Origin of the sequence: Ruegeria lacuscaerulensis (genome assembly GCF_013034745.1) — a bacterium.
GTDB lineage: Bacteria > Pseudomonadota > Alphaproteobacteria > Rhodobacterales > Rhodobacteraceae > Ruegeria > Ruegeria lacuscaerulensis_B.
The window spans coordinates 229,068-256,046 of the sequence record NZ_WQGP01000004.1 but is presented as its reverse complement, the minus strand read 5'-3'; the positions used below and the strand labels follow the sequence as shown (position 1 = coordinate 256,046).

The 26,979-nt window shown below is 60.6% G+C and carries 27 protein-coding genes; 6 read left to right on the top strand and 21 right to left on the bottom strand.

Features of this window, described 5'->3' with window-relative positions; translation table 11 throughout:
• Window positions 1–24: 24 nt before the first annotated feature.
• From GOV79_RS09790 to GOV79_RS09780, 3 genes are read right to left on the bottom strand one after another with little or no spacing between them, the layout of a single operon-like run.
• Window positions 25–552 carry a hypothetical protein gene (locus GOV79_RS09790; RefSeq protein WP_170789644.1) on the bottom strand — a complete coding sequence of 176 codons (528 nt, stop codon included), beginning with the start codon at window positions 550–552 and terminating at the stop codon, window positions 25–27.
• Window positions 549–1,397, bottom strand: a complete 849-nt coding sequence (locus tag GOV79_RS09785) for a GNAT family N-acetyltransferase (RefSeq protein WP_170789643.1) — start codon at window positions 1,395–1,397, stop codon at window positions 549–551. The genes GOV79_RS09790 and GOV79_RS09785 overlap by 4 nt, the downstream gene beginning before the upstream one ends.
• Window positions 1,394–2,119 carry a 16S rRNA (uracil(1498)-N(3))-methyltransferase gene (locus GOV79_RS09780; protein ID WP_170789642.1) on the bottom strand — a complete coding sequence of 242 codons (726 nt, stop codon included), beginning with the start codon at window positions 2,117–2,119 and terminating at the stop codon, window positions 1,394–1,396. The genes GOV79_RS09785 and GOV79_RS09780 overlap by 4 nt, the downstream gene beginning before the upstream one ends.
• 11 nt (window positions 2,120–2,130) lie before the next feature.
• Here GOV79_RS09780 and ubiA point away from each other — a divergent pair, with 11 nt between their 5' ends.
• From ubiA to GOV79_RS09765, 3 genes are all read left to right on the top strand, one after another.
• Window positions 2,131–3,093, top strand: coding sequence for a 4-hydroxybenzoate octaprenyltransferase (ubiA, locus tag GOV79_RS09775; RefSeq protein ID WP_170772710.1), 963 nt, complete (start codon window positions 2,131–2,133; stop codon window positions 3,091–3,093).
• 64 nt (window positions 3,094–3,157) lie between these two features.
• Window positions 3,158–5,056 carry an OmpA family protein gene (locus tag GOV79_RS09770; RefSeq protein WP_170789641.1) on the top strand — a complete coding sequence of 633 codons (1,899 nt, stop codon included), beginning with the start codon at window positions 3,158–3,160 and terminating at the stop codon, window positions 5,054–5,056.
• Between the two features lies 1 nt (window position 5,057).
• Complete coding sequence (locus GOV79_RS09765) at window positions 5,058–5,378, top strand: hypothetical protein (RefSeq protein ID WP_170772712.1); 321 nt, start codon at window positions 5,058–5,060, stop codon at window positions 5,376–5,378.
• A gap of 1 nt (window position 5,379) precedes the next feature.
• Here the strand turns inward: GOV79_RS09765 and GOV79_RS09760 are convergent, their stop codons facing one another.
• The 3 genes from GOV79_RS09760 to pgsA are packed head-to-tail and all read right to left on the bottom strand — an operon-like array spanning window position 5,380 to window position 6,745.
• Window positions 5,380–5,826 carry a molybdenum cofactor biosynthesis protein MoaE gene (locus GOV79_RS09760; protein WP_170772713.1) on the bottom strand — a complete coding sequence of 149 codons (447 nt, stop codon included), beginning with the start codon at window positions 5,824–5,826 and terminating at the stop codon, window positions 5,380–5,382.
• A gap of 1 nt (window position 5,827) precedes the next feature.
• The gene (gene moaD, locus GOV79_RS09755) at window positions 5,828–6,073 is read right to left on the bottom strand and encodes a molybdopterin converting factor subunit 1 (RefSeq protein WP_170772714.1); all 246 of its coding nucleotides are present in this window, start codon (window positions 6,071–6,073) and stop codon (window positions 5,828–5,830) included.
• A gap of 3 nt (window positions 6,074–6,076) precedes the next feature.
• On the bottom strand, window positions 6,077–6,745 hold the full coding sequence (gene pgsA, locus GOV79_RS09750; RefSeq protein WP_170789640.1) for a CDP-diacylglycerol--glycerol-3-phosphate 3-phosphatidyltransferase: 669 nt from the start codon (window positions 6,743–6,745) through the stop codon (window positions 6,077–6,079).
• A gap of 171 nt (window positions 6,746–6,916) precedes the next feature.
• Here pgsA and GOV79_RS09745 point away from each other — a divergent pair, with 171 nt between their 5' ends.
• A complete protein-coding gene (locus GOV79_RS09745) occupies window positions 6,917–7,801 on the top strand; it encodes a DMT family transporter (RefSeq protein WP_170789639.1) in 885 nt (294 codons plus the stop codon).
• Here the strand turns inward: GOV79_RS09745 and uvrC are convergent.
• From uvrC to GOV79_RS09710, 7 genes are all read right to left on the bottom strand, one after another.
• The gene (gene uvrC, locus GOV79_RS09740; RefSeq protein ID WP_170789638.1) at window positions 7,798–9,672 is read right to left on the bottom strand and encodes an excinuclease ABC subunit UvrC; all 1,875 of its coding nucleotides are present in this window, start codon (window positions 9,670–9,672) and stop codon (window positions 7,798–7,800) included. The two genes, GOV79_RS09745 and uvrC, sit on opposite strands and share 4 nt — an antisense overlap.
• A gap of 290 nt (window positions 9,673–9,962) precedes the next feature.
• Window positions 9,963–10,742: an SDR family oxidoreductase gene (locus GOV79_RS09735; RefSeq protein WP_170789637.1), complete on the bottom strand. Its 780-nt coding sequence runs from the start codon at window positions 10,740–10,742 to the stop codon at window positions 9,963–9,965.
• Between the two features lie 18 nt (window positions 10,743–10,760).
• A complete protein-coding gene (locus tag GOV79_RS09730) occupies window positions 10,761–11,723 on the bottom strand; it encodes a calcium/sodium antiporter (RefSeq protein WP_170772722.1) in 963 nt (320 codons plus the stop codon).
• Window positions 11,720–11,911, bottom strand: a complete 192-nt coding sequence (locus tag GOV79_RS09725) for a hypothetical protein (protein WP_170789458.1) — start codon at window positions 11,909–11,911, stop codon at window positions 11,720–11,722. Before GOV79_RS09725 ends, GOV79_RS09730 begins: the two co-directional genes overlap by 4 nt.
• On the bottom strand, window positions 11,892–12,689 hold the full coding sequence (locus GOV79_RS09720; protein WP_170789636.1) for a S49 family peptidase: 798 nt from the start codon (window positions 12,687–12,689) through the stop codon (window positions 11,892–11,894). The genes GOV79_RS09725 and GOV79_RS09720 overlap by 20 nt, the downstream gene beginning before the upstream one ends.
• Window positions 12,690–12,802: 113 nt before the next feature.
• Window positions 12,803–13,564 carry an ABC transporter permease gene (locus GOV79_RS09715; RefSeq protein ID WP_170772727.1) on the bottom strand — a complete coding sequence of 254 codons (762 nt, stop codon included), beginning with the start codon at window positions 13,562–13,564 and terminating at the stop codon, window positions 12,803–12,805.
• Complete coding sequence (locus tag GOV79_RS09710; RefSeq protein ID WP_170789635.1) at window positions 13,561–14,490, bottom strand: ABC transporter ATP-binding protein; 930 nt, start codon at window positions 14,488–14,490, stop codon at window positions 13,561–13,563. The genes GOV79_RS09715 and GOV79_RS09710 overlap by 4 nt, the downstream gene beginning before the upstream one ends.
• Before the next feature lie 148 nt (window positions 14,491–14,638).
• Between GOV79_RS09710 and GOV79_RS09705 the strand changes: the two genes are divergently transcribed.
• Window positions 14,639–15,766: a CaiB/BaiF CoA transferase family protein gene (locus GOV79_RS09705; RefSeq protein WP_170789634.1), complete on the top strand. Its 1,128-nt coding sequence runs from the start codon at window positions 14,639–14,641 to the stop codon at window positions 15,764–15,766.
• A 44-nt stretch (window positions 15,767–15,810) separates the two neighbouring features.
• Here the strand turns inward: GOV79_RS09705 and hemE are convergent, their stop codons facing one another.
• Window positions 15,811–16,845, bottom strand: coding sequence for a uroporphyrinogen decarboxylase (gene hemE, locus GOV79_RS09700; RefSeq protein ID WP_170789633.1), 1,035 nt, complete (start codon window positions 16,843–16,845; stop codon window positions 15,811–15,813).
• 106 nt (window positions 16,846–16,951) lie between these two features.
• Between hemE and hemC the strand changes: the two genes are divergently transcribed.
• Window positions 16,952–17,911, top strand: a complete 960-nt coding sequence (gene hemC, locus GOV79_RS09695; protein ID WP_170789632.1) for a hydroxymethylbilane synthase — start codon at window positions 16,952–16,954, stop codon at window positions 17,909–17,911.
• A gap of 216 nt (window positions 17,912–18,127) precedes the next feature.
• Here hemC and GOV79_RS09690 read toward each other — a convergent pair whose 3' ends face one another.
• The 7 genes from GOV79_RS09690 to GOV79_RS09660 form a co-directional block, all read right to left on the bottom strand.
• Entirely contained in the window at window positions 18,128–19,408 is a 1,281-nt protein-coding gene (locus GOV79_RS09690; protein WP_170789631.1) for an aspartate aminotransferase family protein, read from the bottom strand.
• A gap of 1 nt (window position 19,409) precedes the next feature.
• Window positions 19,410–20,513 (bottom strand): mandelate racemase/muconate lactonizing enzyme family protein, encoded by a 1,104-nt coding sequence (locus GOV79_RS09685; protein ID WP_170789630.1) that lies wholly within the window; start codon window positions 20,511–20,513, stop codon window positions 19,410–19,412.
• A gap of 109 nt (window positions 20,514–20,622) precedes the next feature.
• Window positions 20,623–21,738 (bottom strand): mandelate racemase/muconate lactonizing enzyme family protein, encoded by a 1,116-nt coding sequence (locus GOV79_RS09680; RefSeq protein WP_170789629.1) that lies wholly within the window; start codon window positions 21,736–21,738, stop codon window positions 20,623–20,625.
• Entirely contained in the window at window positions 21,735–22,841 is a 1,107-nt protein-coding gene (locus tag GOV79_RS09675) for a mandelate racemase/muconate lactonizing enzyme family protein (protein WP_170789628.1), read from the bottom strand. Before GOV79_RS09675 ends, GOV79_RS09680 begins: the two co-directional genes overlap by 4 nt.
• Entirely contained in the window at window positions 22,838–23,413 is a 576-nt protein-coding gene (locus tag GOV79_RS09670; RefSeq protein ID WP_170789627.1) for a dimethylsulfonioproprionate lyase family protein, read from the bottom strand. Before GOV79_RS09670 ends, GOV79_RS09675 begins: the two co-directional genes overlap by 4 nt.
• Window positions 23,410–24,492 carry an alcohol dehydrogenase family protein gene (locus GOV79_RS09665; protein ID WP_237217994.1) on the bottom strand — a complete coding sequence of 361 codons (1,083 nt, stop codon included), beginning with the start codon at window positions 24,490–24,492 and terminating at the stop codon, window positions 23,410–23,412. The genes GOV79_RS09670 and GOV79_RS09665 overlap by 4 nt, the downstream gene beginning before the upstream one ends.
• On the bottom strand, window positions 24,489–26,945 hold the full coding sequence (locus GOV79_RS09660) for an FAD-dependent oxidoreductase (protein WP_170789626.1): 2,457 nt from the start codon (window positions 26,943–26,945) through the stop codon (window positions 24,489–24,491). Before GOV79_RS09660 ends, GOV79_RS09665 begins: the two co-directional genes overlap by 4 nt.
• Window positions 26,946–26,979: the final 34 nt, after the last annotated feature.

The window sequence follows — 26,979 nt, the reverse complement described above, 5'->3', positions numbered from 1 at the left end:
TCGTGGGGTGAAATGCCGCCAGTGTCAATGCAGCCGCAGATGCGCCGGTCGCATCGGGCGCTTTTCCCAGATCACCACGGGATGCACCGCACCGCCGTTCAATTCGGCCAGCATCTGTTCGGTTTTCAGCCCCGGCAGGTTCGAGAACACATCAAAAAGCGCCTCGGCCCCTTCGGCATTCACGGGAATGTGAAGCGTTGGCTGGCCCGGCTGAGACAGTACCCAATGCGCCGGGTTCGAGGTCGGGTCCAGTGCCAGCCGTTCGATCTCGCGCGTGGCGACCATGCCGCCGTCCAGCGGGCCCAGATAGGTGATCTGACCTTCGTCGATGGTGACAACGCCGGGGCCGCCTGCCCCAGTGCGAAATCGCGCGCGCTGAAAACCTATGACGGCCAGCGCCACGGCCACGGCAACCAGAACCCAGCCCATCCAGCCCAGCAGGCCACCGGGACCGCCAATCCAGCTCAGGCCAACCAGCAGGACGGCCATGGCAACCAGCACTTCGCGCCAGCGCCACAGGGTCAGTTTGGCTTCGGGTCGGATGAAACTCATGCCGGGTCCTTCGGGTTCTTGAACAGGATCAGCGAGAACTGTCCTGCTGGTTTGAATCCGATTGCCATATAGGCACGCGCCGCCGAATTGGAAGCCGCAAACAGCACCGCGCGCGACACGCCGCTGGCATTTGCCTCGAGCAGATGCAAGGAAACAGCCAACCGCGCATAGCCGCGCCCGCGCAGCTTGGGCGGGGTATAGACCCCGCCGATCTGAACCACATCGGGCAGGCGCGCATTGAACCCTGTCATCGCCACGGGCTGACCATCGACCACAAGTACCCGGTGCGAATTTAGGTCCAGATAGGTCACATAGTCCTTACGCGCTTGCTTCCGCGCGCGGTCAGGAGCGAAATCCATCGCCTCTATCAAATAGTCGCGTCGCCATTCTTCGGTGATGTCTCCGTTGAACCCACCCAAAGGCTCAAGCGTCGCACCGGTGGTATCGGGCACCACAAGTTGGGTCAGGTCCAGAGTGAACCCCGGCTCGTCACTATTGAGTGTCGCGGGACGGCCCGCCCAGCCCGCAAGCTGCATGATCCGCCGCGCTTGGGTCGCCTCGGCTGCAATCCCGAACAGCGGCCTGCCGCGGATCAGGTCGATCGCGGCCAGCAGATCGGCGTCGGAACAATCGGGGCATTGTGGCAGAACCATACCTTCGTTGGTGATGGCAAAAACGGCCCACGGATCGTCACCCAACACCCAGGCACTCAGCGCGCGCGGGCTGGTTCCGCCCAAGCCGTATTCGCGCAGATTGGCCAGCGGAAACATCGAGGTCTGGACATGCCGCGACAGAAACCGGCGGATCGCAGGCACGTCCGTCGTATCAGCCGGTCGCCAGTTCATGACCAATCCCCCAAGGCCTGCTGCCACATGGTCAAGGCCGCCACCGCCGCCGTATCGGCCCGCAGGATGCGCGGCCCAAGACTGACGACATGGGAAAAGGACAACCCGGCCAGACGCGCGCGCTCTCGATCCGAAAACCCCCCCTCGGGCCCGATCAAAATAGCCCAGGGCTGGCCCGACTCATGGGCAGCCAGACGCAAGGCCGAGCCGACCTCGGCCTCATCACAGAACATCAGCTGACGGTCCTCGGGCCATGCGTCCAACAGTCGGTCCAAACGTTGCAGATCGGCAACCTCTGGCACGTAGGTGCCGCCGCATTGCTCGGCTGCTTCGACCGCGTGAGCCTGAAGACGGTCTTGCCGGATACGCTCGGAATTGGTGAATTCGGTTTGTACCGGCAGAATGCGCGCAGCCCCCATCTCGGCCGCTTTTTCAACGATGAAATCAGTACGGGCCTTTTTGATCGGCGCGAATAGGAACCACAGATCGGGCGGCAGTTGCAGCGGCTTGGTCTGGCGGGCGCAAGTCAGCACACCGCCACGCTTGCTCGCCTCGGCAACGTCGGCCAGCCACTCGCCATCTTGGCCGTTGAACAAGGACACTTGTCCGCCGACGGCCAGCCGCATGACGCCGAACAGGTAGTGGGCCTGATCACGCGTCAAAGGAACCGATTGCCCCGCACCCAAAGGGTGCTCTACATACAGTCTGATCTTTGCACTCATGAGACCTTAATATGCAAGGCAATGCCCCAACACCAGATGGTCAGGTCGCTGATGCCGTCAGCGGCAACTGGGTCGACACTCACGCGCCCGCCTTTACCCGCCCCTATCTGCGCCTCAGCCGCGCGGATCGACCCATCGGCACTTGGCTGCTGCTGATCCCTTGCTGGTGGGGCCTTGTGCTGGCTGTCCTCAGCGACGGCTCGCCCCGGTGGGAGGATCTGTGGATCGCCGCCGGATGCGCCATCGGCGCCTTCCTGATGCGCGGCGCGGGCTGCACATGGAATGACATCACCGACCGCGAATTCGATGCGCAGGTTGAGCGTACCCGCTCGCGGCCCATCCCCTCGGGTCAGGTCACGGTGCGGCAGGCGGTGGTCTGGATGGGGCTGCAATGCCTGTTGGCTTTGGGCATTCTGCTCAGCTTCAATCAGACGGCCATAGCAATGGGCGTCCTGTCGCTGCTGCCGGTCACGATCTATCCCTTCGCCAAACGGTTCACGTGGTGGCCGCAGGTGTTTCTAGGGCTGGCCTTCAATTGGGGTGTTCTGTTGGCCTGGGCCGCACATACCGGATCCATCGGTGTGCCTGCGATTTTGCTCTATCTGGCCGGGATTGCGTGGACGCTGTTCTATGACACGATCTATGCCCATCAGGACACCGAAGATGACGAACTGATCGGCATCAAATCCACCGCGCGTCTGTTCGGAGAGGACACGGCCAAGTGGCTGAAATACTTCCTTGTGGCCACCGTTTCCCTGATGGGTCTGGCGATTATTGACGCAATAACCACGCAGGCCTCGATCATGGCGCTGTTTGTTGCGCTGGCCGGGCCGTGGGCAATGGGCTGGCACATGGCGTGGCAATTGCGCGGGCTGGACACCGAGGACAACGCCAAGCTGCTGCAGCTGTTCCGCGCCAACCGCGACACCGGCCTTATTCCGCTGATCTTCCTGTGCGTGGCACTGTTGGTTTGATTGCACCTCGGCGCGGGGCTCTGTAAGAGTCCCCCCAAAAACCCGAGGAGTCGTCTGCCCGCACATGCGCCTGCCCTATTTCTTAGCTGCTGCCCTGATTTTCCTCGTTTCGGCCGGGTTGTCCCTGCTGGCCGCTAGCTATGCGGTGACCGCGGTCGAGGAAGCATCGGAATTTGCCGTCCGCCGCGCGCTGGACCTGAAAGGCCATGACTGGGCCGAGGTCGAATCGGACGGGTTGCGCGTGGTGCTGACCGGTACCGCGCAGGACGAGGCCACCCGGTTCAGCGCCCTGACCGCCGCCGGGACCGAGGTTGATACCTCGCGCGTCATTGATGACATGGAGGTGGCGCCGACAACGCAGCTGGCCCCACCGAAATTCTCGGCCGAGATTTTGCGCAATGACAGTGGCATCTCGGTTATCGGCCTAATCCCCGCCACCCAAGATCGCGATGCGCTGATCGAGCGGTTGCGCCGCCTGGATGCCGACAACGTATCGGACCTGATGGAAACGGCCGACTATCCCACCCCTAAAGGTTGGGACGACGCGCTGGATTTTGCCATCGAAGCGCTGGTCCGCCTGCCCCGTGCCAAGATCTCGGCCAGTCCGGGGCTGGTCAAGATCACCGCCATCGCGGATAGTCGCCATGAAAAAGAGCGGCTGGAACAAGAGCTGACGCGCGCAGCCCCACCCAGCTTGCGGATAGGGCTTGCAATCTCGGCCCCGCGCCCGGTGATCACGCCCTTTACCCTGCGCTATCTGATCGGAGCCGAGGGTGGTCAGTTCGATGCCTGCTCGGCGCAGGATGAAGATGCCCGTACCGCCATCATCGCCGCCGCGCAGGAAACCGGCATGACTGGGCCCTATAGTTGTACGATCGGACTGGGTGAGCCGTCTCCTCGGTGGTCCGAAGCAGCGATTCTCAGCATTCGGGCGCTGGCACAGATCGGTCAGGGGTCTGTCACCATGTCCGACGCAGATATCACGCTTGTGGCCGCAATGGGCACAGACCCAGGCACTTTTGATCGGGTAGTAGGCGAGCTTGAGACAGCCCTTCCCGACGTCTTTGCCCTGCATGCCGTGCTGCCCGAACCCGAAGAAGACGCCCCTGCTGGCCCGCCCGAATTCTCGGCCACGCGCAGCCCCGAAGGTTTGGTCCAGATGCGCGGACGTCTGGGTGACGAAACCCTGCGCGACATGGTCGACAGCTTTGCCCGCGCGGCCTTTGGCTCGGAACAGGTTTATACCGCCACAAGGATCGCACCGGACCTGCCTGCCGACTGGCCCGTGCGCGTGCTGGCTGGGCTGGAAGCATTGGCGCAACTACACAACGGCGTTCTGACGGTGACACCTGATGACGTCGCCCTGAGCGGCGTCACCCATGACCCCGACACACGGGCCGGGATCACCAGCCTTTTGTCGGACAAGTTGGGCGACGCCCAGGAATTTAACCTGTCGATCACCTATCAGGCCCCACCCGAACCCGAGGACACACTTCCTGACCCCGAACAGTGCGAAGAACAGATCGCGCAGGTCCAGTCCTCCAGCAAAATCGCCTTTGAACCTGGGTCTGCCACTGTCGCCGCTGACTCGCGTGATACGGTCAACCAGATCGCCGAAATCCTGCGGGACTGCGGCCCAATCCGGATGGAGATTCAGGGCCATACCGACAGCCAGGGCCGCGAGGAAATGAACCAGCAGCTCAGCCAGGCACGGGCGCAATCCATCCTGAACGAGTTGCGCGGCCGCCGGGTTCCAACCTCAAGCTATACCGCTGTGGGCTATGGCGAAACGCAACCCATCTCCGATAATGACACCGAAGAAGGCCGCGAGGAAAACCGCCGGATCGAGTTTCGCCTGATCCGTCCTGAACCCGTCGCTGCGACGGAAACCGGGCTTGAGGCAATGGAAACGGACGCCGAACCGACAGAAGACGCCGTAGATACCGGCGCGGGGGACCAATAAGTTGAACAGACTGGAATTCATCATCGCCACGGCCATCATCCTGTTCGGCGCGTTCTGTATGGGATGGTTCGCCAATTGGCTGGCCCACCGTCTGTCCCGCGTGCGCCAAAGCGACGTGGCCGATCTGGACCGCATGAGCCAAGAGCTGCACGAGGCCGAGGAAACCCGCGATCAGGCCATAACCTATCTGCAGCAACGCGAGGCCGAGTTGACCAATCAACTGACCCAGACCGAGGCCGAGCTGTCCGCCGCAATGGAAGGCCTACGCGCCGCCCGGCAAGAGGCCGAGGAACTGCGCGGACGCATCAACAACGCGGATTAAGTCACCACCGGCTCAGCGCGTCTTCGTCTTCGTCCTTGGCGGCGACCCAATCGGCGCCTGCGTTGGTGATCTCTTTCTTCCAGAACGGCGCGCGGGATTTGAGGTAGTCCATCAGGTACTCGGCCGCCTCGAACGCATCTTTGCGGTGGGGCGAGGCGGTGGCCACCATCATGATCCGATCTCCTGGAGCCAGCCGTCCGTGGCGGTGAATCACCAGCACATCGCCCAGCGACCAGCGCGATTGCGCCTCGGTCGCGATCTTGGTCAGGGCGCGTTCGGTCATGCCGGGGTAGTGTTCGATCTCCATCACGTCCAGATCGCCTGTGGCCAGGTCGCGCACAACGCCGGTAAAGGTCACGATGGCCCCGTTGGCAGCATCATCCCCAGCAGCAAAGGCGTTGGCTTCTGCCCCCATGTCAAACGGGGCTTCCTGTACGACGATCCGCATCTCAGCCGCCTGTCATGGGCGGAAAGAACGCAACCTCGCGCACGCCCGACAGCGGGGCGTCAAAGTCCGACAGTTCCTGATCCAGCGCCACGCGCAGGGCCGACAGATCTGCGAAGGCAGCAGCATAGCGGTCTTCGCGCGCGCTGAGTTCAGCGACCAGATCGCTGACCGTCGCGGCCTGCGTTTCGACCTTTTCCTTGGGCAGGCCGATGCGTTCGCGCACCCAGGCGAAATACAGCACGTCCATCGCTTAGCTCTCCTTCAGATGGGGCATGGCTTTACGTAGGTAGTCATAGCCCGTGATCAATGTCAGCGTCGCAGCAATCCACAGCAGCCACAGCCCAATACGGCCCGACCAGAACATGCCTTCCAAATGCCAGCGGAGGTGGTTGTGGTCCTCGACCTCGCCAGTCAGGACCTGATCTATGATCGTGGGGTCCATGCCGAAAGTGGCCATGACGAAATAGTGCTCGAATATCCCCTGCGAGAACAGGATGGCAATCGCCACCATTTGCGCCGTGGTCTTCCACTTGGCCAACTTGGTCACTTTCAAAGTTCCGGCTACATCGCCCAGATACTCTCGCAGGCCCGAGACAAAAACCTCGCGGAACAGGACCACGGTAGCGGGCAAAACCAGCCAAGGCGTCCAGTGTTCTGTCGAATAGCCCACAAGGATCATCAGCGCGATCACCACCATCGCTTTGTCGGCAATCGGATCCAGCATCGCGCCAATCTTTGTTTCCTGCTTCCAAGCACGGGCCAAGTAGCCATCGAACCAGTCGGTGATGGCGGCGGACATGAACAGGATCAGGGCAAACCAATCGGCATAGGGCCGGGTGAAATACAAAAACATCACGGCCAGGCCTGGCGCCGCCAATAGGCGAAGCACGGTCAGGATATTGGGCAGGTTCCACTTCATGGTTAAAACTTTACATCGCCGGTTCAGGACATGAAAGATGGCCCGTTGAAAATCTGCCCCGATCACAGGCGGTTGCAGTGATTGCGGTCAAAGGGTCGCAACCCCGTTTCCGCGACTTGGCGCGCACAGTGTTTGCGGCCAGATTGGCGACTGGTTCAGACAGAGCGAAACATGACAACCCACATTCAAACCGACCCACGATCGAACCTGATCGGCAGTGCATGGATGATCGCTGCGATGGCTCTGTTCGCGCTTGAGGACGCGCTGATCAAGGCCGCCTCGGCCGCAATTCCGATCGGGCAGGTGCTGGTGCTGTTCGGCGCAGGCGGCGCGGTGATCTATGCGGTGGTGGCCCTGCTGCGCGGCACGCGACTGTTTCAGCCGGATGTGTTGTCGCGCCCAATGAAAGTGCGCGTGGTGTTCGAAATACTCGGACGGTTGTTCTATGTGTTGGCCATCGCACTGACCCCACTATCCTCGGCTACGGTGATATTGCAGGCCACGCCTCTGGTCGTTGTTGCGGGCGCTGCTTTGGTCTTTGGCGAAACCGTCGGCTGGCGCAGGTGGAGCGCCATTCTGATCGGCCTTGTCGGCGTCGTCATTATCATCCAACCAACCGGAGACAGCTTCTCGGCCCTGTCCATCCTTGCGGTGCTGGGAATGTTGGGGTTCGCAGGCCGCGATCTGGCCAGCCGCGCCGCGCCCGCGTCACTGGGGACCGAGGTGCTGGGGTTCTACGGTTTCCTCTGCATCATCGTCGCCGGGCTGGCCTATCGGTTCTGGGAGGGCACACCGATGCAGCCCCTAAGCACGCAAGTCAGTCTGCATATGACCGGCGCAATCGTGATGGGCGTTATGGCCTATGCCTCGCTGATGAAGGCGATGCGCACGGGTGAGGTCTCATCCGTCACGCCCTTCCGCTATTCCCGACTGCTGTTCGGCATCGGGTTGGGTGTGGTCATGTTTGGTGAGCGGCTGGACCAGACCATGTGGATCGGGTCGGCGCTGATCGTGGCCTCGGGGCTGTACATCCTGTGGCGCGGGCGGCGGGCCTAGCCCTTGTCGTGGAAGAAATCATAGACCTTCTGCGCCAACCCGGCTGAGATCCCGTCCACCGCCTTGAGATCCGCCAGATTGGCCCGGCTGACCGCCTTAGCGCTGCCGAAATGGGTCAGCAAAGCGCGTTTGCGCGCCGCGCCCACGCCGGGGATTTCATCCAGAGGCGTCGCCCCAACCGCCTTGGCCCGTTTGGCGCGATGGGTGCCGATGGCGAACCTGTGCGCCTCATCCCGCAGGCGTTGAATGAAATACAGCACCGGATCGTTGCGCTTCAGCGCAAAGGCGCGTTGGCCGATACGGTGGAATTCCTCTTTGCCGTGGTCGCGGTCCACACCCTTGGCGACACCGACCATCGGGATGTCTTCGACGCCATGTTCGACCATGATCTCATGCACCGCACTCAACTGCCCCGCGCCGCCATCGATCAACAGCAGGTCGGGCCAATGACCCTTGTCTCGGTCTGGGTCTTCTTTTTGCAAGCGGGTGAAACGGCGAGTCAAAACCTCTTTCATCATGCCAAAATCGTCGCCGGGGGTCAGATCATCGCCCCGGATGTTGAACTTGCGATAGGCGTTTTTCATGAACCCCTCGGGGCCCGCCACGATCATGCCGCCCACCGCGTTGGTGCCCTGAATATGGCTGTTATCGTAGACCTCAATCCGCTCGGGTGGCGTGTCCAGATCAAACGCCTCGGCCACGCCGCGCAACAGCTTGGCCTGCGTGGCGCTTTCCGACATGCGCCGTGCCAGTGACTCGCGTGCGTTGCGCAGGGCTCCGGCGACCAGTTCTTGTTTCTCACCGCGCTGCGGCACAAGGATTTCCACCTTGCGACCGGCCTTTTCCGACAGCGCGTCCTGCATCAGATCAGCGTTTTCGACCCCGTCCGACAGGATCAACTGACGCGGCGGCTCCTTGTTGTCGTAGAACTGCCCAAGGAAAGCCTCCATCACCTCGGCTGGCGACACATCCGCCCCGACCCGAGGGTAAAAGTCCTTGTTGCCCCAGTTCTGGTTGGCCCGGATAAAGAACACCTGCACACAGGCCTGCCCGTTGTCCAGATAGAGGCCAATCACATCCGCCTCGGCCACGCCGCGCGGGTTGATGCCTTGGGACGTCTGCACCTGCGTCAGCGCGCGAATACGGTCGCGTAGGCTGGCGGCGCGTTCGAACTCCATCGCCTCGGACGCGGCCATCATCTGTTCGGCCAGTTCTTCCTGCACCTTGGTCGACCGGCCCGACAAGAACCGTTCCGCATCCTTGACGCTTTCGCCGTAATCGCTTTCCGAGATCAACCCAACACACGGCCCAGAACAGCGCTTAATCTGATACAGCAGACAGGGCCGCGTCCGGCTGTCGAACATGGAATCCGAGCAGTTGCGCAGCAGGAACGCTTTTTGCAACTGGTTCAGCGTCCGGTTCACCGCTCCGGCGCTGGCGAATGGGCCAAAATAGGCGCCCTTTTCTTTCTTCGCCCCACGATGTTTCTTGATCTGCGGAAACCCATGATCCTTGGCGACCAGAATGTTCGGAAAACTCTTATCGTCGCGCAGCAGCACATTGTACTTGGGCTTGAGCTGCTTGATCAGGTTCTGCTCCAGCAGCAGTGCCTCGGTCTCGGTCCGCGTGGTCAGAAACATCATCGAAACCGTCGCGGCGATCATCTTCTCGATCCGCCCCGAATGTCCGGGCCGCGTATAGTTCGATACCCGCGCCTTCAGGTTTCGCGCCTTGCCCACGTACAGAACCCGACTGTCCGCATCCAACATCCGGTACACACCGGGCGAGCTGTCCAGCGTTTTCACATATCGCTGTATACATTCGTATCCAACGCTTTGGGTTTCGGAGTTCGATTCGTTCTGGACGGTCATGTGCCTGAAATATGATTCCCTCACCATGGCTGCAATCTTGAGCGCCTCAGATCAAGAGAAAACAAATCCACGGTTTCTGTGGATAAGTATGAAGATAAGTTTCCGGGTATCGCGATTTTCCCTTAATTCATTAAGGATTCCTTGATTTGCACAAAAAATAGGCAGTAGACTAACTGTTTGTTTTTAATTGATATTTTTTCATACACAGGGCAAGTGCATGAAAAACAATACATTTTTGTAACGCGTTGGTAACAGAAATGAGAGCGGTGCAAAACTTATCTGAGAATTACCTATTCAACGCCCAAAACATCCGGTGTTTGCCAACCAAGATGCTGCCCGCCATCCACGCATAAAAGCTGTCCGGTGACGGCGTGGGCATCCAGAAAATAGCCCAGCGCAGCGGTGATATCAGACGGGTTTGCGCCGCGTTCCAACACTGTGTTTCTTCGCTGCGCGCTAAAGTGATCGGCGCTTTGACGATGTCCCTGCATCGTCGGGCCTGGACCAATCGCATTGACGCGGATAGCCGGGGTCAGCGCCTGCGCAGCGGTACGAGTCAGCGCCCAGAGACCCATCTTAGCGATAGTGTAGGACATAAATTCGGGCGTCAGCTTACGCACGCGCATATCCACCATGTTGACGATCAGGCCGGTCGCCACCGGTTCTCCTGCATCGTCTTTTTCAGGTTCCAACCCTTGTTCAGCCATGGCCTGCGTCAGAACGAAGGGCGCGCGAAGGTTGCTGTCCATGTGGCGGTCCCAGCTTGTTCGAGTGGCCGTCTGAATGTTGTCATATTCAAAGATCGAAGCATTGTTGACCAGACATGTTATCGGTCCACCCAGCGCCTCAGCCGCGCGGGGCAACAAGGTCTGAACCTGCGTCTCATCCAGAACATCGGCCTGTAGGGCGATCGCGCTGCGGCCCATGGCTTGAGCCTTGGCCACAACATCCAGCGCTGGTTGTTCCGAGGTCGCATAGTGGATGGCCACATCATACCCGCGCTGTGCCAGATACAGGGCCATAGCCCGACCAAGGCGAATGCCTGCTCCGGTTACGAGGGCACGAGTCATGATTGGGTCTCCGTCAGGTTAGGCCAGCAATGTGACGATGTAGACCACATACAGCAGGGTCAACAACAGGCCCCACCCGCGGGTGATATCTTTCTTGAAAAAGACGAAGGGGATCAGCAGCAGCGAGGCCGCCAGCATCACCCACAAATCGAAATGCAAGAATTCGGGATCGACCGGGATGCGCCCGACAAGCGTGGCAATCCCCACAATGGCCAGCAGGTTGAACATGTTCGACCCGATGACGTTCCCCAAAGCAACATCCGCCTGACGGCGCAGCGCCGCCATCACGGTCGTCGCCAGTTCGGGCAGAGACGTCCCGACCGCCACCAGCGTCAACCCGATCACCGTTTCGCTGACCCCATAGGTGCGGGCAATGACCGTCGCGTTGTCGACCAGCAGATGCGCACCCATCGGCAATCCGATCAGACCCAGCACAAGATAGATCGAGATTTTCCAATAGGGCATATTCGGATCAGCCTCTTCCAGGCCGTCCAGATCATCATCGTCTGCGCAGGCGTCACCACAGGCTTTGCGGTGTGCATGCGCCTCGCGGAACGCGTTCCACAGAACCAAAGCCAGCGCCGTCAACAGGATGGCCCCGCTGAGCAAGTTGAACACGCCGCAAAAGGCCAACCCGATGAACAGCACCGTTGCCATGATCATGAAGACATAGTTCTTGCGGCTGTCACATTCGCTGGTGTGCAACGTGGCCAGCAGCGCAGGCAGGCCCAGCACCAACAGGATATTGGCCGTGTTTGAACCGACCACATTGCCAAGCGCGATCCCCGGTGCGTTTTCCTGAATCGCGCTGATCGCAATCAACAATTCAGGCGCCGAAGTGCCAAAAGCCACAATGGTCAGGCTGACGATCAGAGCAGGCACGCCCAAGCGCAGGCTGAGGTTCACGGCCCCACGCACAAGCGCATCACCCGCCAGCAGCAGGATCAGCAGCCCGAGCCCCGAAAGCAGCCATGCCGTCATGTACGGCCTCCTTTTTCGCAGGCGCAGGGGCCTTTGCCGATCCTGAACCGCCCGCAGCGCGGACACCGGGATGATTGCAGCCTCTTTTGACCCGGAAAGCGCAGCTTGCCGAACATGGCCAGCACGCCCATGGCAATCAGGAAGAGTGTGACAATCTTGATGATCACGTCACAGACCAAAACGCGCATAGGCCGCGCGCTCCTCAAGCCCTGCAATCGCGTCTTGCGCCACCGACGCACCAACCCGCGACAATAGCGGCTTGCGCAGGCCATAGCGGCGGAATTTGACCTTGTCGCCGAACCGCTCCTGCATCTTGGGTTTCAGATGCGCAATGCCGTCGATCAGACCCAATTCCTGTGCCCGCCGCGCCAGCCAGATTTCGCCAGTAAACAGGTCCTGGCTTTCGTCCAGCTTCCCGTCCCGCCGGGTTTTCACATGGGTGATGAAATTTTCGTGAATGTCGCCTAACAGACGTTCTAGACGAGCCACATCTTCTTTCTTTTCGGGCGAGAACGGGTCGAGCATGGACTTCGACGCCCCGGCTGTATGAACCCGCCGTTCGATCCCCTGCCGTTTTAGCAGCACATGCGCGCCAAAACCGGATGAAATCACGCCAATCGAGCCCAGCACCGAACTGTCGTCGGCATAAATTTCATCTGCAGCTGCCGCCAGCCAATACCCACCCGAGGCGGCGACATCTTCGACAAACGCTATGACAGGAACGTTCAATTCCTCAGATAATCGCCGAATCCGCGCCCCGATCAGTGAGCTTTGAACGGGCGATCCACCGGGCGAATTGACCTCAAGCGCGACGGCGGCCGGTTTGCCTTTTCGAAACGCTTTCTCAAGAACCGGCGCTAGCGATGTATCGGACATCGAGCCGCGCCCCGTCATTCCGATGGCGCCAGACAGGCGAATAACGGCCACACAGGGTTGTTTTTTGACGAAGGGCAGGCGCAGTTTCATGGGAGCCGATGTAGAGTGCGGCCCACCGGTAAACAAGGGACGGTTTGAACCTTGGATGCGGGAGGGTCACATTTCTCGGCGTCGATGGGCAAAAATGCAACGTCGATCATTGGCTAGCTCCGGATGCGCCAACCGGTTTTGAAAATCCACCAAATGATGCCAAGGCAAATACCTGTGAAGGCAAGAATGGCCAGCAGACTGAACACGATCGGAACGTCAGCCAAACCGTAGAACGACCACCTGAACCCCGAGATCAGATAGACCACCGGATTGAACAACGTGATCGTTTGCCACACCGGCGGCAGCATCGAGATCGAATAGAACGTCCCTCCCAGAAAGATCAGCGGCGTAACCACCAGTTGCGGCACCAGCGACATCTGCTCGAAGTTACTGGCCCAGATGCCGATGATGAACCCCAAGAGCGAGAAACTAAGGCAGGTCAGCACCAAAAAGGCCACCATGGCCAGCGGGTGTTCGATCCGTAAGTCCACAAAGAACGTCGCGGTGATCAAAATCACCACACCCACGAACAACGCCTTGGTTGCAGCCGCTCCCACATATCCGATCACGATCTCGATGAAATTCACCGGGGCCGAGAGCAGCTCATAAATCGTGCCAAGGAATTTGGGGAAGTAGATGCCGAATGACGCGTTCGATATACAAAGCATCACCACTGACAGCATGATCAGCCCCGGCACGATGAACGCCCCGTAGGACACGCCCTCGACCTCTTGAATACGACTGCCGATGGCGGTGCCGAAAACCACGAAATACAACGAGGTCGACAGGACCGGTGACAGAAAACTCTGCGCCAGAGTGCGGAAAAACCGGGCCATTTCGAACCGGTAGATGGCGGCGATGGCGGTCCAGTTCATGCAGGATCTCCTGACACAAGATTGACGAAAATCTCTTCCAGGCTCGATTGCCGGGTCTGCACGTCACGTAACACCAACCCCGCCTCGGCCACGTCGTTCAACAAGGTAGTGATCCCGGTACGGTCGGCATTGGTATCATAGGTATAGACCAGCGAGTCCCCATTGCCATTCAGCGTCAGGTTATGCGCGGCCAGACAATCTGGGATGGCCTCAATGGGTGCGGTCAGCATCACCTCGATCTGTTTCTTGCCCATCTGAGCCATCAAGGTTGCCTTGTCCTGCACCAGCAGAAGCTCGCCCTTGTCAATTACACCGACGCGGTCGGCAATGGCCTCAGCCTCTTCAATGTAATGGGTAGTCAGGATGATTGTCACACCCGCTTGCTTCAACTCGGCCACGATCTCCCACATGTCTTTGCGCAGCTCGACATCGACGCCTGCGGTGGGTTCGTCCAGAAACAGCACGCGCGGCTCGTGGGCCAGCGCCTTGGCGATCAGCACCCGGCGTTTCATACCGCCCGATAATTCCTTGATGGCGCTTTTACGTTTGTCCCACAGCGACAGCTTGCGCAGAATTTCCTCAATCCGGGCATTGTCGGTGCCATAGCCAAACAGCCCGCGCGAAAACCGCACGGTGTTCCAAACCTTTTCAAACGGCTCCAGCGCGATCTCTTGCGGTACAAGGCCAATCATCCGACGCGCGGCGCGGAAATCCGTTTGAATGTCGTGACCGCCAACCGTCACACTGCCCGAGGTTGGAGTGGTGATTCCACAGACGGTGGAGATCAGCGTCGTCTTACCGGCCCCGTTGGGGCCCAACAGCGCCAGAATCTCGCCCTGCTCGATATCCAGTGACACGCCTTTCAGCGCCTCAAACCCTCCGGCATAGGATTTCCGCAAATCCCGGATCGACAGAATTGGTATCATACATATTCCCCGTTCTGGCAGGGACAGTATCGCGCTGCGCCGGAACAGAACAGAGCCATTTCACAAGCGAGGCACAACCCTGCCCGCTCAAAATCCGCCTTGCAATTCTGCCCAGCCCCGGAAACCCTGCCCTGAAAGGGAAAACACCATGCTGACCGGAACACGCATCATCGAAATCGAAGGACTCGGCCCCGCCCCTTTCGCCGCCATGCTTCTGGCCGATCTGGGCGCCGACGTCATCACCATCCACCGCAAAGGCGGCGCAGTAACGCCAGGTATGCCCGAACAATCGCTTTTGGATCGGGGCAAGCGATCCATTGCGCTGGACTTAAAGGACCCCAACGACCTGAGCACCGCCAAACGCCTGATTGCCACGGCCGATGCCCTGATCGAAGGCTTCCGCCCCGGCGTGATGGAGAAGCTGGGCCTCGGCCCCGAACCCTGCCACGAGACGAACCCTAAGCTGGTCTATGGTCGCATGACCGGCTGGGGCCGGAACAGCCCTCTAGCGCAGACGGCCGGACACGACCTGAACTACATCGCCCTGTCCGGCGCGCTCTGGTATGCATCCTCCCCCGGCGACGCACCGCAAACACCAGCCACCCTTTTGGGCGATATCGGCGGCGGCGCCATGTATCTGGTAGCGGGTCTTCTGGCCGGGCTGTTGAATGCGCAGAAAACCGGGCAAGGCACGGTCGTTGACGCCGCCATCTACGACGGCTCGGCCCATATGATGAACCTGCTCATGAGCTTACGGCAGACCGGCAACCTGCATGACACGCGGGGGCAAAGCCTGCTGGACGGCCCCCATTGGAGCCGCACATACGCGTGCTCGGACGCAGGATTCGTCACCGTCCAATGCCTGGAGCCCAAATTCTACGCCGAATTCTTGCGCAAACTGAACCTGTCTGACGACCCGGATTTCCAACAGCAATACAACAGCGAACTCTGGCCAATGCTCACCAATCGCCTGACCGACATTTTCGCCCAACACCCACGCGATCACTGGGCACACCTGTTCCATGGCTCCGATGCCTGCGTCGCCCCGGTCCTCAGTCCCGAACAAGCGCTCGACCATCCCATGAACCAAAGCCGCCAAACATGGACGGCGCAAGACGGCACGCTGCAAGCCACGGCCGCACCACGGTTTTCAACCCATGATTGGCGCCTCAGACCCAGCCCCAGACGCGGCGAACACAGTGACGAAATCCGCGCCGAGATCGAAACACAGCCCGCATCCGCCCCTTCATCTGGCCAAAAATATCCCAGGGGATGAATTGGCCAAAGGTCAAGAAGGGGGCTGGCCACCTCCATCCTGGCTTACCGCGCGCGCACCGTATCAATCATCAACTGAACATTCTCGGGATCCGCATCCGGCGTGATCCCATGCCCAAGGTTGAAAATATGCGGTCCCTTGGAAAACGCCTCTACGATCTTTCGCGTCTCATCCACCAAAGCCTGCCCACCTGTCACCATATGAGACGAGGCCAGATTGCCCTGCACGCAGCCATCCACTTGCACATTGGCCGCCGCCCAATCTGGCGCGACCGAGTTGTCCAGCGCCACACAATCCACGCCGGTGGCCTTGGCAAACCCAACATAGCCCTCTCCGGCCTCGCGCGGGAAACCGATGACCGGAATACCGGGATGGCGCTCCTTGATGGCCTGTGTGATCACTCGGCAGGGCTCAACCGCATATTTCTGGAATGCCTCGCCCTTCAGTGACCCGGCCCAACTGTCAAATATCTTAACCACCTCAGCCCCGGCCTCGATCTGGGCCGACAGATACTCGATCGTCGCCAGCGTGATCCGCTCGAGCACCGCCTCGAACAATGCCACATTCCCCTCGCGCAGCGCATGGGCCGGGCCTTGGTCCGGCGTGCCGCGCCCGGCGATCATATAGGTGGCCACCGTCCAGGGCGCGCCTGCAAAACCGATCAAAGTCGTCTCGGACGGCAATTCCCGCGACAGGATACGCACGGTTTCATAGACCGGCGACAAAGTCTCATGAATCGCATCCACGGGTTTCAACGCATCAAACTCGGCCTGCTGGGTGATGGTCGACAAGCGCGGCCCCTCACCGGTGACAAACCACAAATCCGCGCCCAGCGCCTGTGGCACTAGAAGAATATCGGCAAACAGAATCGCCGCATCGAACCCATAGCGGCGGATCGGCTGCAACGTGACCTCGGCCGCCAGTTCGGGGTTATAGCACAGCGACAGGAAATCCCCCGCCTGCGCCCGCGTCGCGCGGTATTCGGGCAGGTACCGCCCGGCCTGACGCATCATCCAGATCGGCGGCACATCCTGCACTTCACCTGCCAATGCGCGCAGTATCTTCTTTGTCTCGGCCATCTTTGCCCCCAATCATCCGGTTTGCGCCACGGGTCGGCCCTCAGTGGCAATTTGTCAAGCTCTGCCCCCATTGTCAGGGCAATGTGACGCGATTAAAGCTTGCGCCATGACACTGACCCTGCCCTCCCCCGACTCACCGCTCAAGATCGGAACACGCGGATCGCCGCTGGCGCTGGCGCAAGCCCATGAGACCCGCCAAAGGCTGGGCACCGCATTTGATCTGTCCGAAGAGGCGTTCGAGATCGTGGTGATCAAGACCACTGGCGACAACCGCGCCATGATCGACGCGGACCGCCCGTTGAAAGAGATCGGCAACAAGGGGCTGTTCACCAAGGAAATCGAAGAGGCAATGCTGCGCGGCGATATCGACATCGCGGTGCATTCCACCAAGGACATGCCGGTGGAACAGCCCGCAGGTCTGGTGCTGGACACGTTCCTTCCGCGCGAGGATGTGCGCGACGCCTTCATCTCGCCAAGTTTGAATTCAATTCACGACCTGCCGCAGGGTGCGACCGTCGGCACCTCGTCCCTGCGCCGCCGGGCCCAATTGCTGAACCGCCGCCCCGACCTGAACGTGGTTGAATTCCGAGGCAACGTGCAAACGCGACTGAAAAAACTGGCAGACGGCGTGGCTGATTGCACCTTTCTGGCCATGGCCGGCATCCGCCGCCTGAACATGGAGGACGTCCCCGCCACCGCCATCGCGCCCGAGGACATGCTGCCTGCCATCGCCCAAGGCACGATCGGTATCGAGCGTCGCAGCGACGATTCCCGCGCAGCGTGTATGCTTGAGGCGATCCACCACGCCGAAACCGGACAACGTCTGGCGGCCGAGCGCGCGCTGCTCGCGGCGTTGGACGGGTCCTGCGAAACGCCCATCGCGGGTCTGGCCGAACTGCAAGGCGGCCAATTGCGCCTGCGCGGCGAGGTGCTGCGCCCCGATGGATCCGAGGCAATTGCCGAGGAGATCTCCGGCGCGGTGGAGGACGGGGCCGAAATGGGCCGCGCCATGGCAAGTACTCTGCTTCAAAGGGCTGGCCCTGGTTTCTTCGACTGGAAAAATTGAGAAAAAATAGCGGTATGTGATCTAGTTCACTGCCAGCGCGCAAAAATCCGCGCATATTGGGATCACACCGATTGAGAGGTTGGGTTGGTCTCGAATAAGTCGAAGTTTTTTGTAAGTCTGTCCATTTTAAGTGGTATTCGAGGGGGCGAGACGCAACCCTGATATCCGATCTGTTAGGGCCGTTGTCAGCGATGACAGCGGCCCGTTTCCTTTCCATTAACCTGCGCGAAGGATTACCTCGACCGCGTTTCGCACTGCATCACGGGTCAGCTCAAGATCGGCATCTGTCACGGCCAAAGACGGGTAGAGCTTACCCGGTGACTTGAAGACACCACTCGCCCTTAAACTGTTATTGTAGAGCGCGTTGCGTTGGGGGTCATCGTGACGGGCACTGCGATAATCACGGCAGGGGCTATCTGTGAAATAGATGTCGAAAAGTGTTTCATCCCCGCAGATCTGATGTGGAATCCCCGCGTCGGTCAGGGCATCCGTCTGCATTTTTTGCAGGGCAGCGCCGGTCACGCGCAGTTGGTCATAGACGCCGTCGCGGCGCAGTACCTCCATCGTTTTCAACCCCGCGACCGAGGCCACCGGGTTGCCCGACAGCGTGCCCAACTGCATCAGCCAGCCACCCTCGCCCACCTGATCTTTGTCGAAATGCTTCATGATCTCGGCGCTTGCACCCAACGCGGCCAGGGGGAAGCCGCCGCCGATGATCTTCCCCATGGTGCAGATATCAGGGGTGACGCCATATTTCTCCTGCGCGCCGCCGTAGGCTAGACGAAAACCGGTGACGATCTCATCGAAGATCAGCAGGACTTTGTGTTTGTCACACAGGTCGCGCAGCCCTTGCAGATAGCCCGGCAGAGGCGGGATGATCCGTTGCAGTGGCTCAACCATGATAGCGGCGATGTCGTCATGTTCGCTCAGCAACGCCGCGACAGCGTCCAAATCGTTGAAGGGCGCGATCAGCATCTGCTCGGCCACGCCAGCCGGAATACCCGCGCTGTCGGGCACCGCTTGCGGGAAGTTGACCTGTCGGCTGGGGGCGAGACTCATTTGCGCCTCGGCGCTCATGCCGTGATAGCCGCCCTCGAATTTCAGGATCTTGTCGCGCCCGGTATAGGCACGGGCCAAACGGATGGCGTACATATCCGCCTCACCGCCCGAAGCGACAAAGCGCACCTGTTCGCAACACGGCACGGCGTCGATGATCGCCTCGGCCAGTTCGATGCCTTTGGCGTTGTTGGCGAAAAAAGTCATGCCCTTGGGCAATTGTTCCAGCACCGCCTCCATCACCTCGGGGTGGCCATGGCCCAACAGCATGGGGCCGGATCCGATCAGATAGTCGACATATTCATTGCCATCCTCATCCCAGACACGGCTGCCTTCGCCACGGGCGATGATGATACCCGGGTCGAAATTGCCAAAACCCCCTGCGGGCAGAACAGCGTTGGCGCGGGCGATCCATTCGGATTGGGTGTTGATCTTGAGCATCTCAGGCGATCTCCAATATCGGGGAACCAAGGATTTCCAGGTCAGGCGTCACGCCCAATCCGGGGCCTTCGGGCGAGGCGATGCGACCGTCTTTGCGACTGGGGGCATCCGGGCAGAGGCGCGGGCCCACGTATGAGGACAGATCGCAGGTGTTCATCAGCGAGCCATTCGGGGTCGAAGCCGCGAAATGCAACGCGGCGGCGGTGACGATATCGGACCCCCAAGTGCATTCGGCGCAGATCTCGGCCCCCAGATGCACGGTCAGATCGCGTGCGCGGCGCATTGCTGACAGACCGCCGAACTTGGACAGTTTCAACGCCACCGCATCCATGCAGCCCAGTTCATGCGCGCGGAGCAGCGAGGCCAAATCATGCGCGTTTTCGTCGATCTTCATCGGCAGGCCAGTGGCTTGCCGGACGGCGGCGCAATCCTCCAGCGTTTTGCAAGGCTGCTCCAACATCACATCCAGATGCGCCACGGCGCGGCCCGTGCGTGTGGCCTGCAAGCGCGATGCGCCGCAGTTCCAGTCTCCGTAAACGATAGGCCCTGGCCCCACAGCCTCGCGCACTTTGGTCAGGCGTTCGGCATCGGCCTGCCAGTCGGCTTCAACCCCCAGCTTGACCTGAAACTGGCGAATACCGGTCTGATAGGCGGTCTGCGCGATGCGGGCCATCTCATCGGGGTCTATGCAGGTAATCGAGTGATAGAGCGGCGTGTCCCTGCGCGTGCGCCCGCCCAGCAGCGCATAGACCGGCTGGCCTGTGGCCTGGCCGAATAGGTCCCATATGGCAAGATCGACGGCGGATTTTGCGTAGCTGTGGCCCTGTAGAAACCCGTCGAGCTTGCGCATCTGGGCATCGGCCCCGAAGGGCGACATTCCGAGGATTTCCGGGGCCATTTCGGTGATCGCCGCTGGGACGCCATCGGCATAAGCGGGCAGATAGTGGGGAATCGGGCAGACCTCGCCCCATCCTTTAAGGCCAGTATCGGTTTCAAGGCAAAGCACATGGGTTTTGACGGTGGCGCAGGTTTTGCCCTCGGCCATGTGGTAGGTTTCGTGGCTGGTGAGGTCGACGGACCAGAGGGTGATGGCGGTGATTTTCATTCAGGCCGTCCTTGGGGTGTTGATGTCGTGCAGTCTGAGGGGCCAGCCCCTCTCTTGGCCTTCGGCCAATTCACACCCCGAGATATTTCTAGCCAGATGAAGGGGCGGATCATCGCGGGGCCTCGTAGGTTGCGATTGGGAGACCGAGGGTATCTTCGTCGGGGTGGACGCCAAGGCCCGGGGTTTCGGGCAGGTGGAGATGTCCGTTATTGTTGCGGGGACCGCGACCGTTGGCGATGTCGACGGTGATCATATCCTGGCAGGCCCAGACGGCATGGCAGTTCTGATCTGGGATGGTGGCGGCCAAATGCAGGGCCTCGGTATCGGCAAGAACGGTGCCTCCGGTGGCCATGACGAACATGTCGATCCCGTGGGCCAGGGCGATATCGCGCATTCGGGCTGCCTTGGTCAGGCCGCCGACGCGGTTGAGCTTGATGCCAAAGACCTCGGCCAGCCCGTCGCGGGCGATGCGGGCGGCGTCTTGCAGTGTGACGAGGCTTTCGTCCATCGACACCGGCGACGCGTGGCGGGGTGCGATCGCAGCGATGTCATCGAGGGATTCGCAAGGCTGTTCGAAGATCACCTGCAAAGGCTCGCAGGCCTTCATCACGCGCAGCGCCTGTTGGCGAGTCCAGCCCCGGTTCACGTCATAAAGGACAATTTCGCCGGGGCGGCGGAAGCTTTCAACATCTTGAACGCGGGCTATGTCGCGTTCGACGTCTCCGCCGATTTTGACCGAATGGGCGATGTAACCACGGTCGCGGTAGCGGGTCATCACCTCGCGCGTTTCTTCAGCGGTTTTGGCACCGACGGACGAGGCAATCGGGCGCGGGGTACGGGACCCGCCGCCCATCAGGTCGGCAATTGGCAGGCCCGCAGCCTGCCCGGCAATATCCCAACAGGCCATGTCGATAGGGCTTTTGGCATAGAGATGGCCGGGGAGCGCCGTATCCATGGCGCGTTCCACATCCAACACGCGACGTGGATCGAGGCCCATAATAAAGGGGGCCATGGTTTCAATCCCGGCACGGATGCCTGGGCCGTGGGCGGGGACGTAGGTATGGCCCCAGGGCGTGCCCTCGCCCCAGCCGATCAAGCCAGTATCGGTTTCAATCTTCACCAGCGTTGCGTCCAGCGTTTCGAATTTCAAACGCCCGCCAGACAACCAATAGGGATGCTCAAGCGGCAGGTCGATTTGGTAGACGGTGATGGTTTTGATCTTCATAGAGTGTACTCCGCCACGGGCGCGCCGAGGCTTTTGAAATCCGGGGTGACACCCAAACCTGGCGCATCTGGCGCGTAGAGTTTGCCGTTTCGCGACACAGCCCCGCCGCATCCGGTCGAGCGGGTGTTGTAGTTCATCAGGTCTGTGGTGTTTTGCAGGTATTCCTCGGGCGTGGAGGCGGCAAAATGGGCGACGGTGGCAGTGGTGATTTCACCGCCCCATGTATCCTCGGCCACCACTGGAATACGGTTTTCAATCAGAAAATCGCGCACCCGCCGAGCCTTGCTGAGCCCGCCGAGATTGGAAAGCTTCAGGCAGCAGATCTCGGCCCCCTGATCCGCGACGATCCGCTGCGCCATGTGCATTCCTGTCAGGCATTCATCCAGCTTCATCGGCTGTTCGGCCACGCGGCGGACCTGCTGGCATTCCTCGTACGTTCTGCAGGGTTGTTCGAGGATAAAGTCCAGGTCGCGCGTCGCCCGAGCCACCTGGATCGCGTTATCCACGCGCCAGCCCTGATTGGCGTCGGCCATGGCGATCTCACCCGGTTGCAGCAAAGGGACCGTGGCCCTGATGCGGTCGATATCCGTGGCCCAATCTGCGCCCACCTTGATCTGGAACTGACGGTAGCCATGATCACGATAGGTGTTCATCTCGGCCACGGTCTCATCCACTGCCTTCTGAGGTGCCACCCGATACATCGGGGCACCGTCCGTCAGCTTGCCACCCAGCAACATCCAGATGGGCTGCACGCAGGCTTGCCCCAGAATATCCCAGCAAGCCGCATCGAACGGCGCCTTGGCATAGCCGTGTCCCTGCACCAGATGGTCCATCAGCTGCTCGATCCGTCCAACCTGCCGGGGGTCCTCACCCAGCAGAGATGGGGCCACCAAACGCGCCAGCGCGGGCACGCCTTGGGAATGCGCGACCATGTAGTTTTCGCCGCAAGGTGTGAACTCACCGCAACCCTGCAACCCAGCATCGGTGTCGATCACCACAATCGAGGCGATGGCCGTCTCAATCGCTTTGCCCGCACCCCAGACATAGGCCCCGCCGACATAGGGCAGCCCGGTCTGATAGATGCGGATGCGGGTGATTTTCATGCGGCGTCCATTCGGGGCCAGGCGTCCAGCCCTTCGCCGCGCCACAGCACGTAGGTCAGGATGGGGCTGTCGGTGGTTGTCATGGCGTGGCTTTGCCAACTGGTGTGCAGACGAGTTTGGTTGGGTGTTAGTTCGGCGTCATTGCCAGCGACGTGAAACCTCGCACGGCCGGCGGCGATTAGGTACAGTTCTTCGGCCTGATGGCTGTGCCAATCATAGGCTAATCCCTCACCCCAAAAAGCCACGTAACCCCGCAGCTTTGTCGAGTGGAAATGGCCCGTGGGACCGAACAGTTCATAGTAGCCAAAACGGTTCAGGAAGTCGGCACCGACTTCGTCTTCGGAGTAAGTCAGCTTCCAATTGGCGAGATGCGCGGTTGCGCAGATCGCCTTCGTAAGGGCTTGGGTCGGCCCGGCATCGGACTGGATCGCCTGCACGAGAGGAACCGCCGGGATCGCGTTTGGCGACACGTCAACAGCGCACAGATCATCTGGCCAATCACCGAACGCAGCCAGATCAGGATGCGTTTGGTGCAGCTGTCGCGCGGCGTTCAGCACATCAATCAAAGTCATGCGATCACCACGATATTGCCCGTGTGCTGCTTGGCGATGAAAGCTGCTTGCGCCTCGCGCAGCTCCTCCAGAGGATAAGTCGCGGCAAGAGCCGGTTTGATCTCACCCGCCTCGATATATTTCACGAGGTTCTGCATGACCTGCGGGTCAATCACGGTCGAGCCGGTAAAGGTCAGGTCGCGCAGATAGAAGGTGCGCAAGTCGAACTCAACCATCGGGCCCGCGATGGCTCCGGAGCAAGTATAGCGTCCGCCGCGCTCGAGGATGTCGATCAGGGTCGGCCAATAGGGGCCGCCTACTACGTCGGCGACTACCGTGATTTTTTCACCACCCAGCGCGGCACGCAGGTTTTCTGGTGCGCGCGGCAGGATCATGTCAGGACCAAGCTCAGCGACGTCGGCATGTTTCGCCTCGGACGCCATTGCGACAACGCGCGCGCCACGCCGTTTGGCCAGTTGCACCAAGGCGCCGCCGACACCGCCCGAGGCTCCGGGCACCAGAACCGTGTCTTTGTCGTTGACGTTAGCGCGGGTCAGCATCCCTTCGGCGGTTGAGTAGGAGCAAGAAAACGTCGCCAGTTCCGCATCCGACAAATCAGAGGTAATCGGCACTGCATTCACGGCCAGAGTGGTGGCATATTCGGCAAACCCTCCGTCCCGTTCCGAGCCGTAGTAGCCGGTTTTGTCCTTGTTGCCGGGATCATTCGGGTCCCGTAACCAGCCATCGGTGATTACGCGCTGACCGATACGGGCGGGGTCGACACCTGCACCCACGGCTACGATATAACCACAGATATCCGCCCCCTGGATGCGCGGGAAGGTGATCGGGTTGCCGCCCCAGGTGGGGTCTTCCTCACCCACCTCATCAAACGCGCCGCCGGTTGTCGCGTCGGTGACTGTCTTGGAATACCAACCCGACCGCGTGTTGACGTCCGTGTTGTTCAGACCGCAGGCGGCGACCTTGATCAATACTTCATGAGCCGCAGGTTCGGGGCGAGGCCAGTCTGGGTGAAGCACCATCTGCTCGAGACCGCCATGGCCCATCGTGACCATAGCTTTCATTCTATCAGGCAAGATCATTGCGCGGCCTCCAGTGCAGCGTCGGTTCGTGGCAGCAGGCTTTGCGGATCATAGGCCGGTTCGCCTAGCACTAGCGCTGCACGGGATTGACCGTGGATCACGACCTGCAATGCGGTGCCGGGCGTGGCGGCCTCGGGCTTGATGTAGGCAAAGGCGAGGATCTTGCCGACGGTATGCCCATAGACCACTGAAGCGGTCGAGCCGACCACGCGACCATTCAGCATCACTGCCTCACCGCCATGGCCGTCGATCTCACCATCCGGTTCGATTTCCAGATAGGCGCAAATCCACGGAAGGTCGGTGTTCAGGGTCATGTCCTTGCCCAGATACTCCTTGTCGGTGCGCGCAAAGCGCAGCACGTCCGCCTCGGCCAATGTGACTTCATTGGTTAGTTCACCCGCGCCTTTGAAGCCTTTCTCCATCCGCATCACGTTCATGGCAAAGCTGCCGTAGTCGGCGATGCCATGCGGCTCACCCGCGCCCCAAAGTGCGTTGTAAACGTCGAGGCAAGCGGCGTTGGGCATGTGCAACTCCCAGCCCAGTTCCCCGGCATAGGACATGCGGAACGCCCAGACCTTGTGGCCTGCGATTGTGATTTCCTGCGCGGACAACCAGCGGAACCCGACATTGGTCAAATCGGCATCGGTGCAGCGCGCCAGTACGTCCCGCGATCGGGGACCGTTCAGCGACAAGGCTGACCAATCGGACGAGAGGGCGGTAATCTGAACATCCTCATCCGCCCGCCGTTGCGTCAGGTGATCCAGCAAGCGCTGTTCGAAGAACGCGGCGCATACCAGATAGAAGCGATCTTCAGCCATGCGGACAATCGTGGTCTCCAACTCGATCCGGCCCCGGCGGTTCAGCATATGGGTCAGCGTGATCGAGCCCACTTTTTGCGGCATCCGGTTGGCCGTCAGCCGATCCAGCAGGGCGTAGGCATCCGGCCCCGAAACCTCGACCTTAGTAAAGGCGGTGACATCCATGATGCCGACGCGTTCGCGCACCGCTTTGACCTCGGCCGCGACCATGTCGTCGGCGGGCGTGCGGCGGAAGGAATAATGGTCGCGCTGTTCAACCCCATCGCGGGCGAACCAGCGGGGGCGCTCGAAACCATAGACTTCCTCATGCACCGCGCCCTTGGATTTCAGCAATTCATACAGGGGCGATGGCTTGATCGGACGCCCTTCGAGACGGTTGAAATGCGGAAAGGGGATTTCGTGGCGCAGGCAGTAATCTTCCTCGGCCTTAATCACCTGCCAGTCCTTCGTGGCATAGCTGCCGAACCGGCGCGGATCGAACTCGCGCATAGAGATTTCGGCGGCGCCATGCACCATCCAGCGCGCCAACTCACGCGTCAGACCCGGCCCCCAGCCAATGCCGATCTGCGTACCGCAGCAGCACCAGTAGTTCTGCACACCCGGCGCAGGCCCGATCAGCGGGTTGCCGTCCGGCGGGTGCGAGATCGCGCCGTGCACGTCACGCTGAATGCCCAGTTCGGCAAAGATCGGCATACGGTTCAGGCTTTCCTCAAGCCACGGCATCACCCGGTCGTAATCCGCATCGAACAGCCAGTTTTCGTATTCCCACGGGCAATGATCATGCCAGACCGAGTTCGGGTTCTCTTTCTCGTAAATCCCGATCAGCCCGCGCTGTTGCTCCATCCGGATATAGCCCGAGACTTTGCGGTCATCGCGGATCACTGGCAGTTCATTGTCCAGATTCTGGAACTCAGGCACCGGTTCGGTCACGAAGTAATGGTGGGTCATCGAGGTCATCGGCAATTGCAGCCCCGACCATTCACCCATCTGACGCGCATAAGTGCCGCCCGCGTTCACAACATGCTCACACGTGATGGTGCCCGTCTCGGTCTCAACCACCCACTCGCCATTCTCGGCCTGCGTGATGTTGGTAGCGCGGCAGTTGCGGAAGATGCGGACGCCTTTTTGGCGCGCGCCCGTCGCCATCGCCATGGTCACGTTGGTCGGGTCCACATGACCGTCGTCGGGTGTATGCAGCGCACCCAACACACCGTCCAGATTGTAGAACGGATGCAGTTCGGCCACCTTCTCAGGACCGACCAGTTCGATGTTGAACCCCAGCGACCGCCCCACCGATAGGGTATGGCGCAGCCAGTCCATCTCATCCTCGGTATAGGCCAGGCGGAAGGACCCGCAGCCATGCCATGTCACCGGTTGACCCGTTTCGGCCTCCAGCTGACCGGAATAGAGACCGATATTGTAGTCCACGCATTTGCCCAGCCCAAAGCTTGAGGTCGAATGCGTGATCTGGCCCGCCGCGTGCCACGTGCTGCCGCTGGTCAGCTCGGCCTTTTCCAGCAGAACGGTTTCATCGCCCCACCCCTCATGCGCCAGATGATAGGCCAGACCGACCCCCATGACGCCGCCTCCAACAATGACCACGCGGGCGTGGGTGGGCAATTTCTTCTCGGACATGACATTTCCTCTTCCCGAGTCGCTTTTCTGCTCG

What these genes read in the sequence shown, in the direction of transcription:
- GOV79_RS09670 (WP_170789627.1), bottom strand. Translation starts at nt 23,413, where the DNA reads ATGACTTTGATTGATGTGCTGAACGCCGCGCGACAGCTGCACCAAACG.
- GOV79_RS09770 (WP_170789641.1), top strand. Translation starts at nt 3,158, where the DNA reads ATGCGCCTGCCCTATTTCTTAGCTGCTGCCCTGATTTTCCTCGTTTCG.
- hemE (WP_170789633.1), bottom strand. Translation starts at nt 16,845, where the DNA reads ATGGCCGAGACAAAGAAGATACTGCGCGCATTGGCAGGTGAAGTGCAG.
- GOV79_RS09715 (WP_170772727.1), bottom strand. Translation starts at nt 13,564, where the DNA reads ATGAACTGGACCGCCATCGCCGCCATCTACCGGTTCGAAATGGCCCGG.
- ubiA (WP_170772710.1), top strand. Translation starts at nt 2,131, where the DNA reads ATGCAAGGCAATGCCCCAACACCAGATGGTCAGGTCGCTGATGCCGTC.
- GOV79_RS09735 (WP_170789637.1), bottom strand. Translation starts at nt 10,742, where the DNA reads ATGACTCGTGCCCTCGTAACCGGAGCAGGCATTCGCCTTGGTCGGGCT.
- GOV79_RS09710 (WP_170789635.1), bottom strand. Translation starts at nt 14,490, where the DNA reads ATGATACCAATTCTGTCGATCCGGGATTTGCGGAAATCCTATGCCGGA.
- GOV79_RS09790 (WP_170789644.1), bottom strand. Translation starts at nt 552, where the DNA reads ATGAGTTTCATCCGACCCGAAGCCAAACTGACCCTGTGGCGCTGGCGC.
- GOV79_RS09660 (WP_170789626.1), bottom strand. Translation starts at nt 26,945, where the DNA reads ATGTCCGAGAAGAAATTGCCCACCCACGCCCGCGTGGTCATTGTTGGA.
- hemC (WP_170789632.1), top strand. Translation starts at nt 16,952, where the DNA reads ATGACACTGACCCTGCCCTCCCCCGACTCACCGCTCAAGATCGGAACA.
- GOV79_RS09780 (WP_170789642.1), bottom strand. Translation starts at nt 2,119, where the DNA reads ATGAGTGCAAAGATCAGACTGTATGTAGAGCACCCTTTGGGTGCGGGG.
- GOV79_RS09720 (WP_170789636.1), bottom strand. Translation starts at nt 12,689, where the DNA reads ATGAAACTGCGCCTGCCCTTCGTCAAAAAACAACCCTGTGTGGCCGTT.
- GOV79_RS09705 (WP_170789634.1), top strand. Translation starts at nt 14,639, where the DNA reads ATGCTGACCGGAACACGCATCATCGAAATCGAAGGACTCGGCCCCGCC.
- GOV79_RS09675 (WP_170789628.1), bottom strand. Translation starts at nt 22,841, where the DNA reads ATGAAAATCACCCGCATCCGCATCTATCAGACCGGGCTGCCCTATGTC.
- GOV79_RS09745 (WP_170789639.1), top strand. Translation starts at nt 6,917, where the DNA reads ATGACAACCCACATTCAAACCGACCCACGATCGAACCTGATCGGCAGT.
- GOV79_RS09680 (WP_170789629.1), bottom strand. Translation starts at nt 21,738, where the DNA reads ATGAAGATCAAAACCATCACCGTCTACCAAATCGACCTGCCGCTTGAG.
- pgsA (WP_170789640.1), bottom strand. Translation starts at nt 6,745, where the DNA reads ATGAAGTGGAACCTGCCCAATATCCTGACCGTGCTTCGCCTATTGGCG.
- GOV79_RS09760 (WP_170772713.1), bottom strand. Translation starts at nt 5,826, where the DNA reads ATGCGGATCGTCGTACAGGAAGCCCCGTTTGACATGGGGGCAGAAGCC.
- GOV79_RS09730 (WP_170772722.1), bottom strand. Translation starts at nt 11,723, where the DNA reads ATGACGGCATGGCTGCTTTCGGGGCTCGGGCTGCTGATCCTGCTGCTG.
- uvrC (WP_170789638.1), bottom strand. Translation starts at nt 9,672, where the DNA reads ATGACCGTCCAGAACGAATCGAACTCCGAAACCCAAAGCGTTGGATAC.
- GOV79_RS09690 (WP_170789631.1), bottom strand. Translation starts at nt 19,408, where the DNA reads ATGCTCAAGATCAACACCCAATCCGAATGGATCGCCCGCGCCAACGCT.
- moaD (WP_170772714.1), bottom strand. Translation starts at nt 6,073, where the DNA reads ATGGACGTGCTGTATTTCGCCTGGGTGCGCGAACGCATCGGCCTGCCC.
- GOV79_RS09725 (WP_170789458.1), bottom strand. Translation starts at nt 11,911, where the DNA reads ATGCGCGTTTTGGTCTGTGACGTGATCATCAAGATTGTCACACTCTTC.
- GOV79_RS09665 (WP_237217994.1), bottom strand. Translation starts at nt 24,492, where the DNA reads ATGATCTTGCCTGATAGAATGAAAGCTATGGTCACGATGGGCCATGGC.
- GOV79_RS09685 (WP_170789630.1), bottom strand. Translation starts at nt 20,513, where the DNA reads ATGAAAATCACCGCCATCACCCTCTGGTCCGTCGACCTCACCAGCCAC.
- GOV79_RS09785 (WP_170789643.1), bottom strand. Translation starts at nt 1,397, where the DNA reads ATGAACTGGCGACCGGCTGATACGACGGACGTGCCTGCGATCCGCCGG.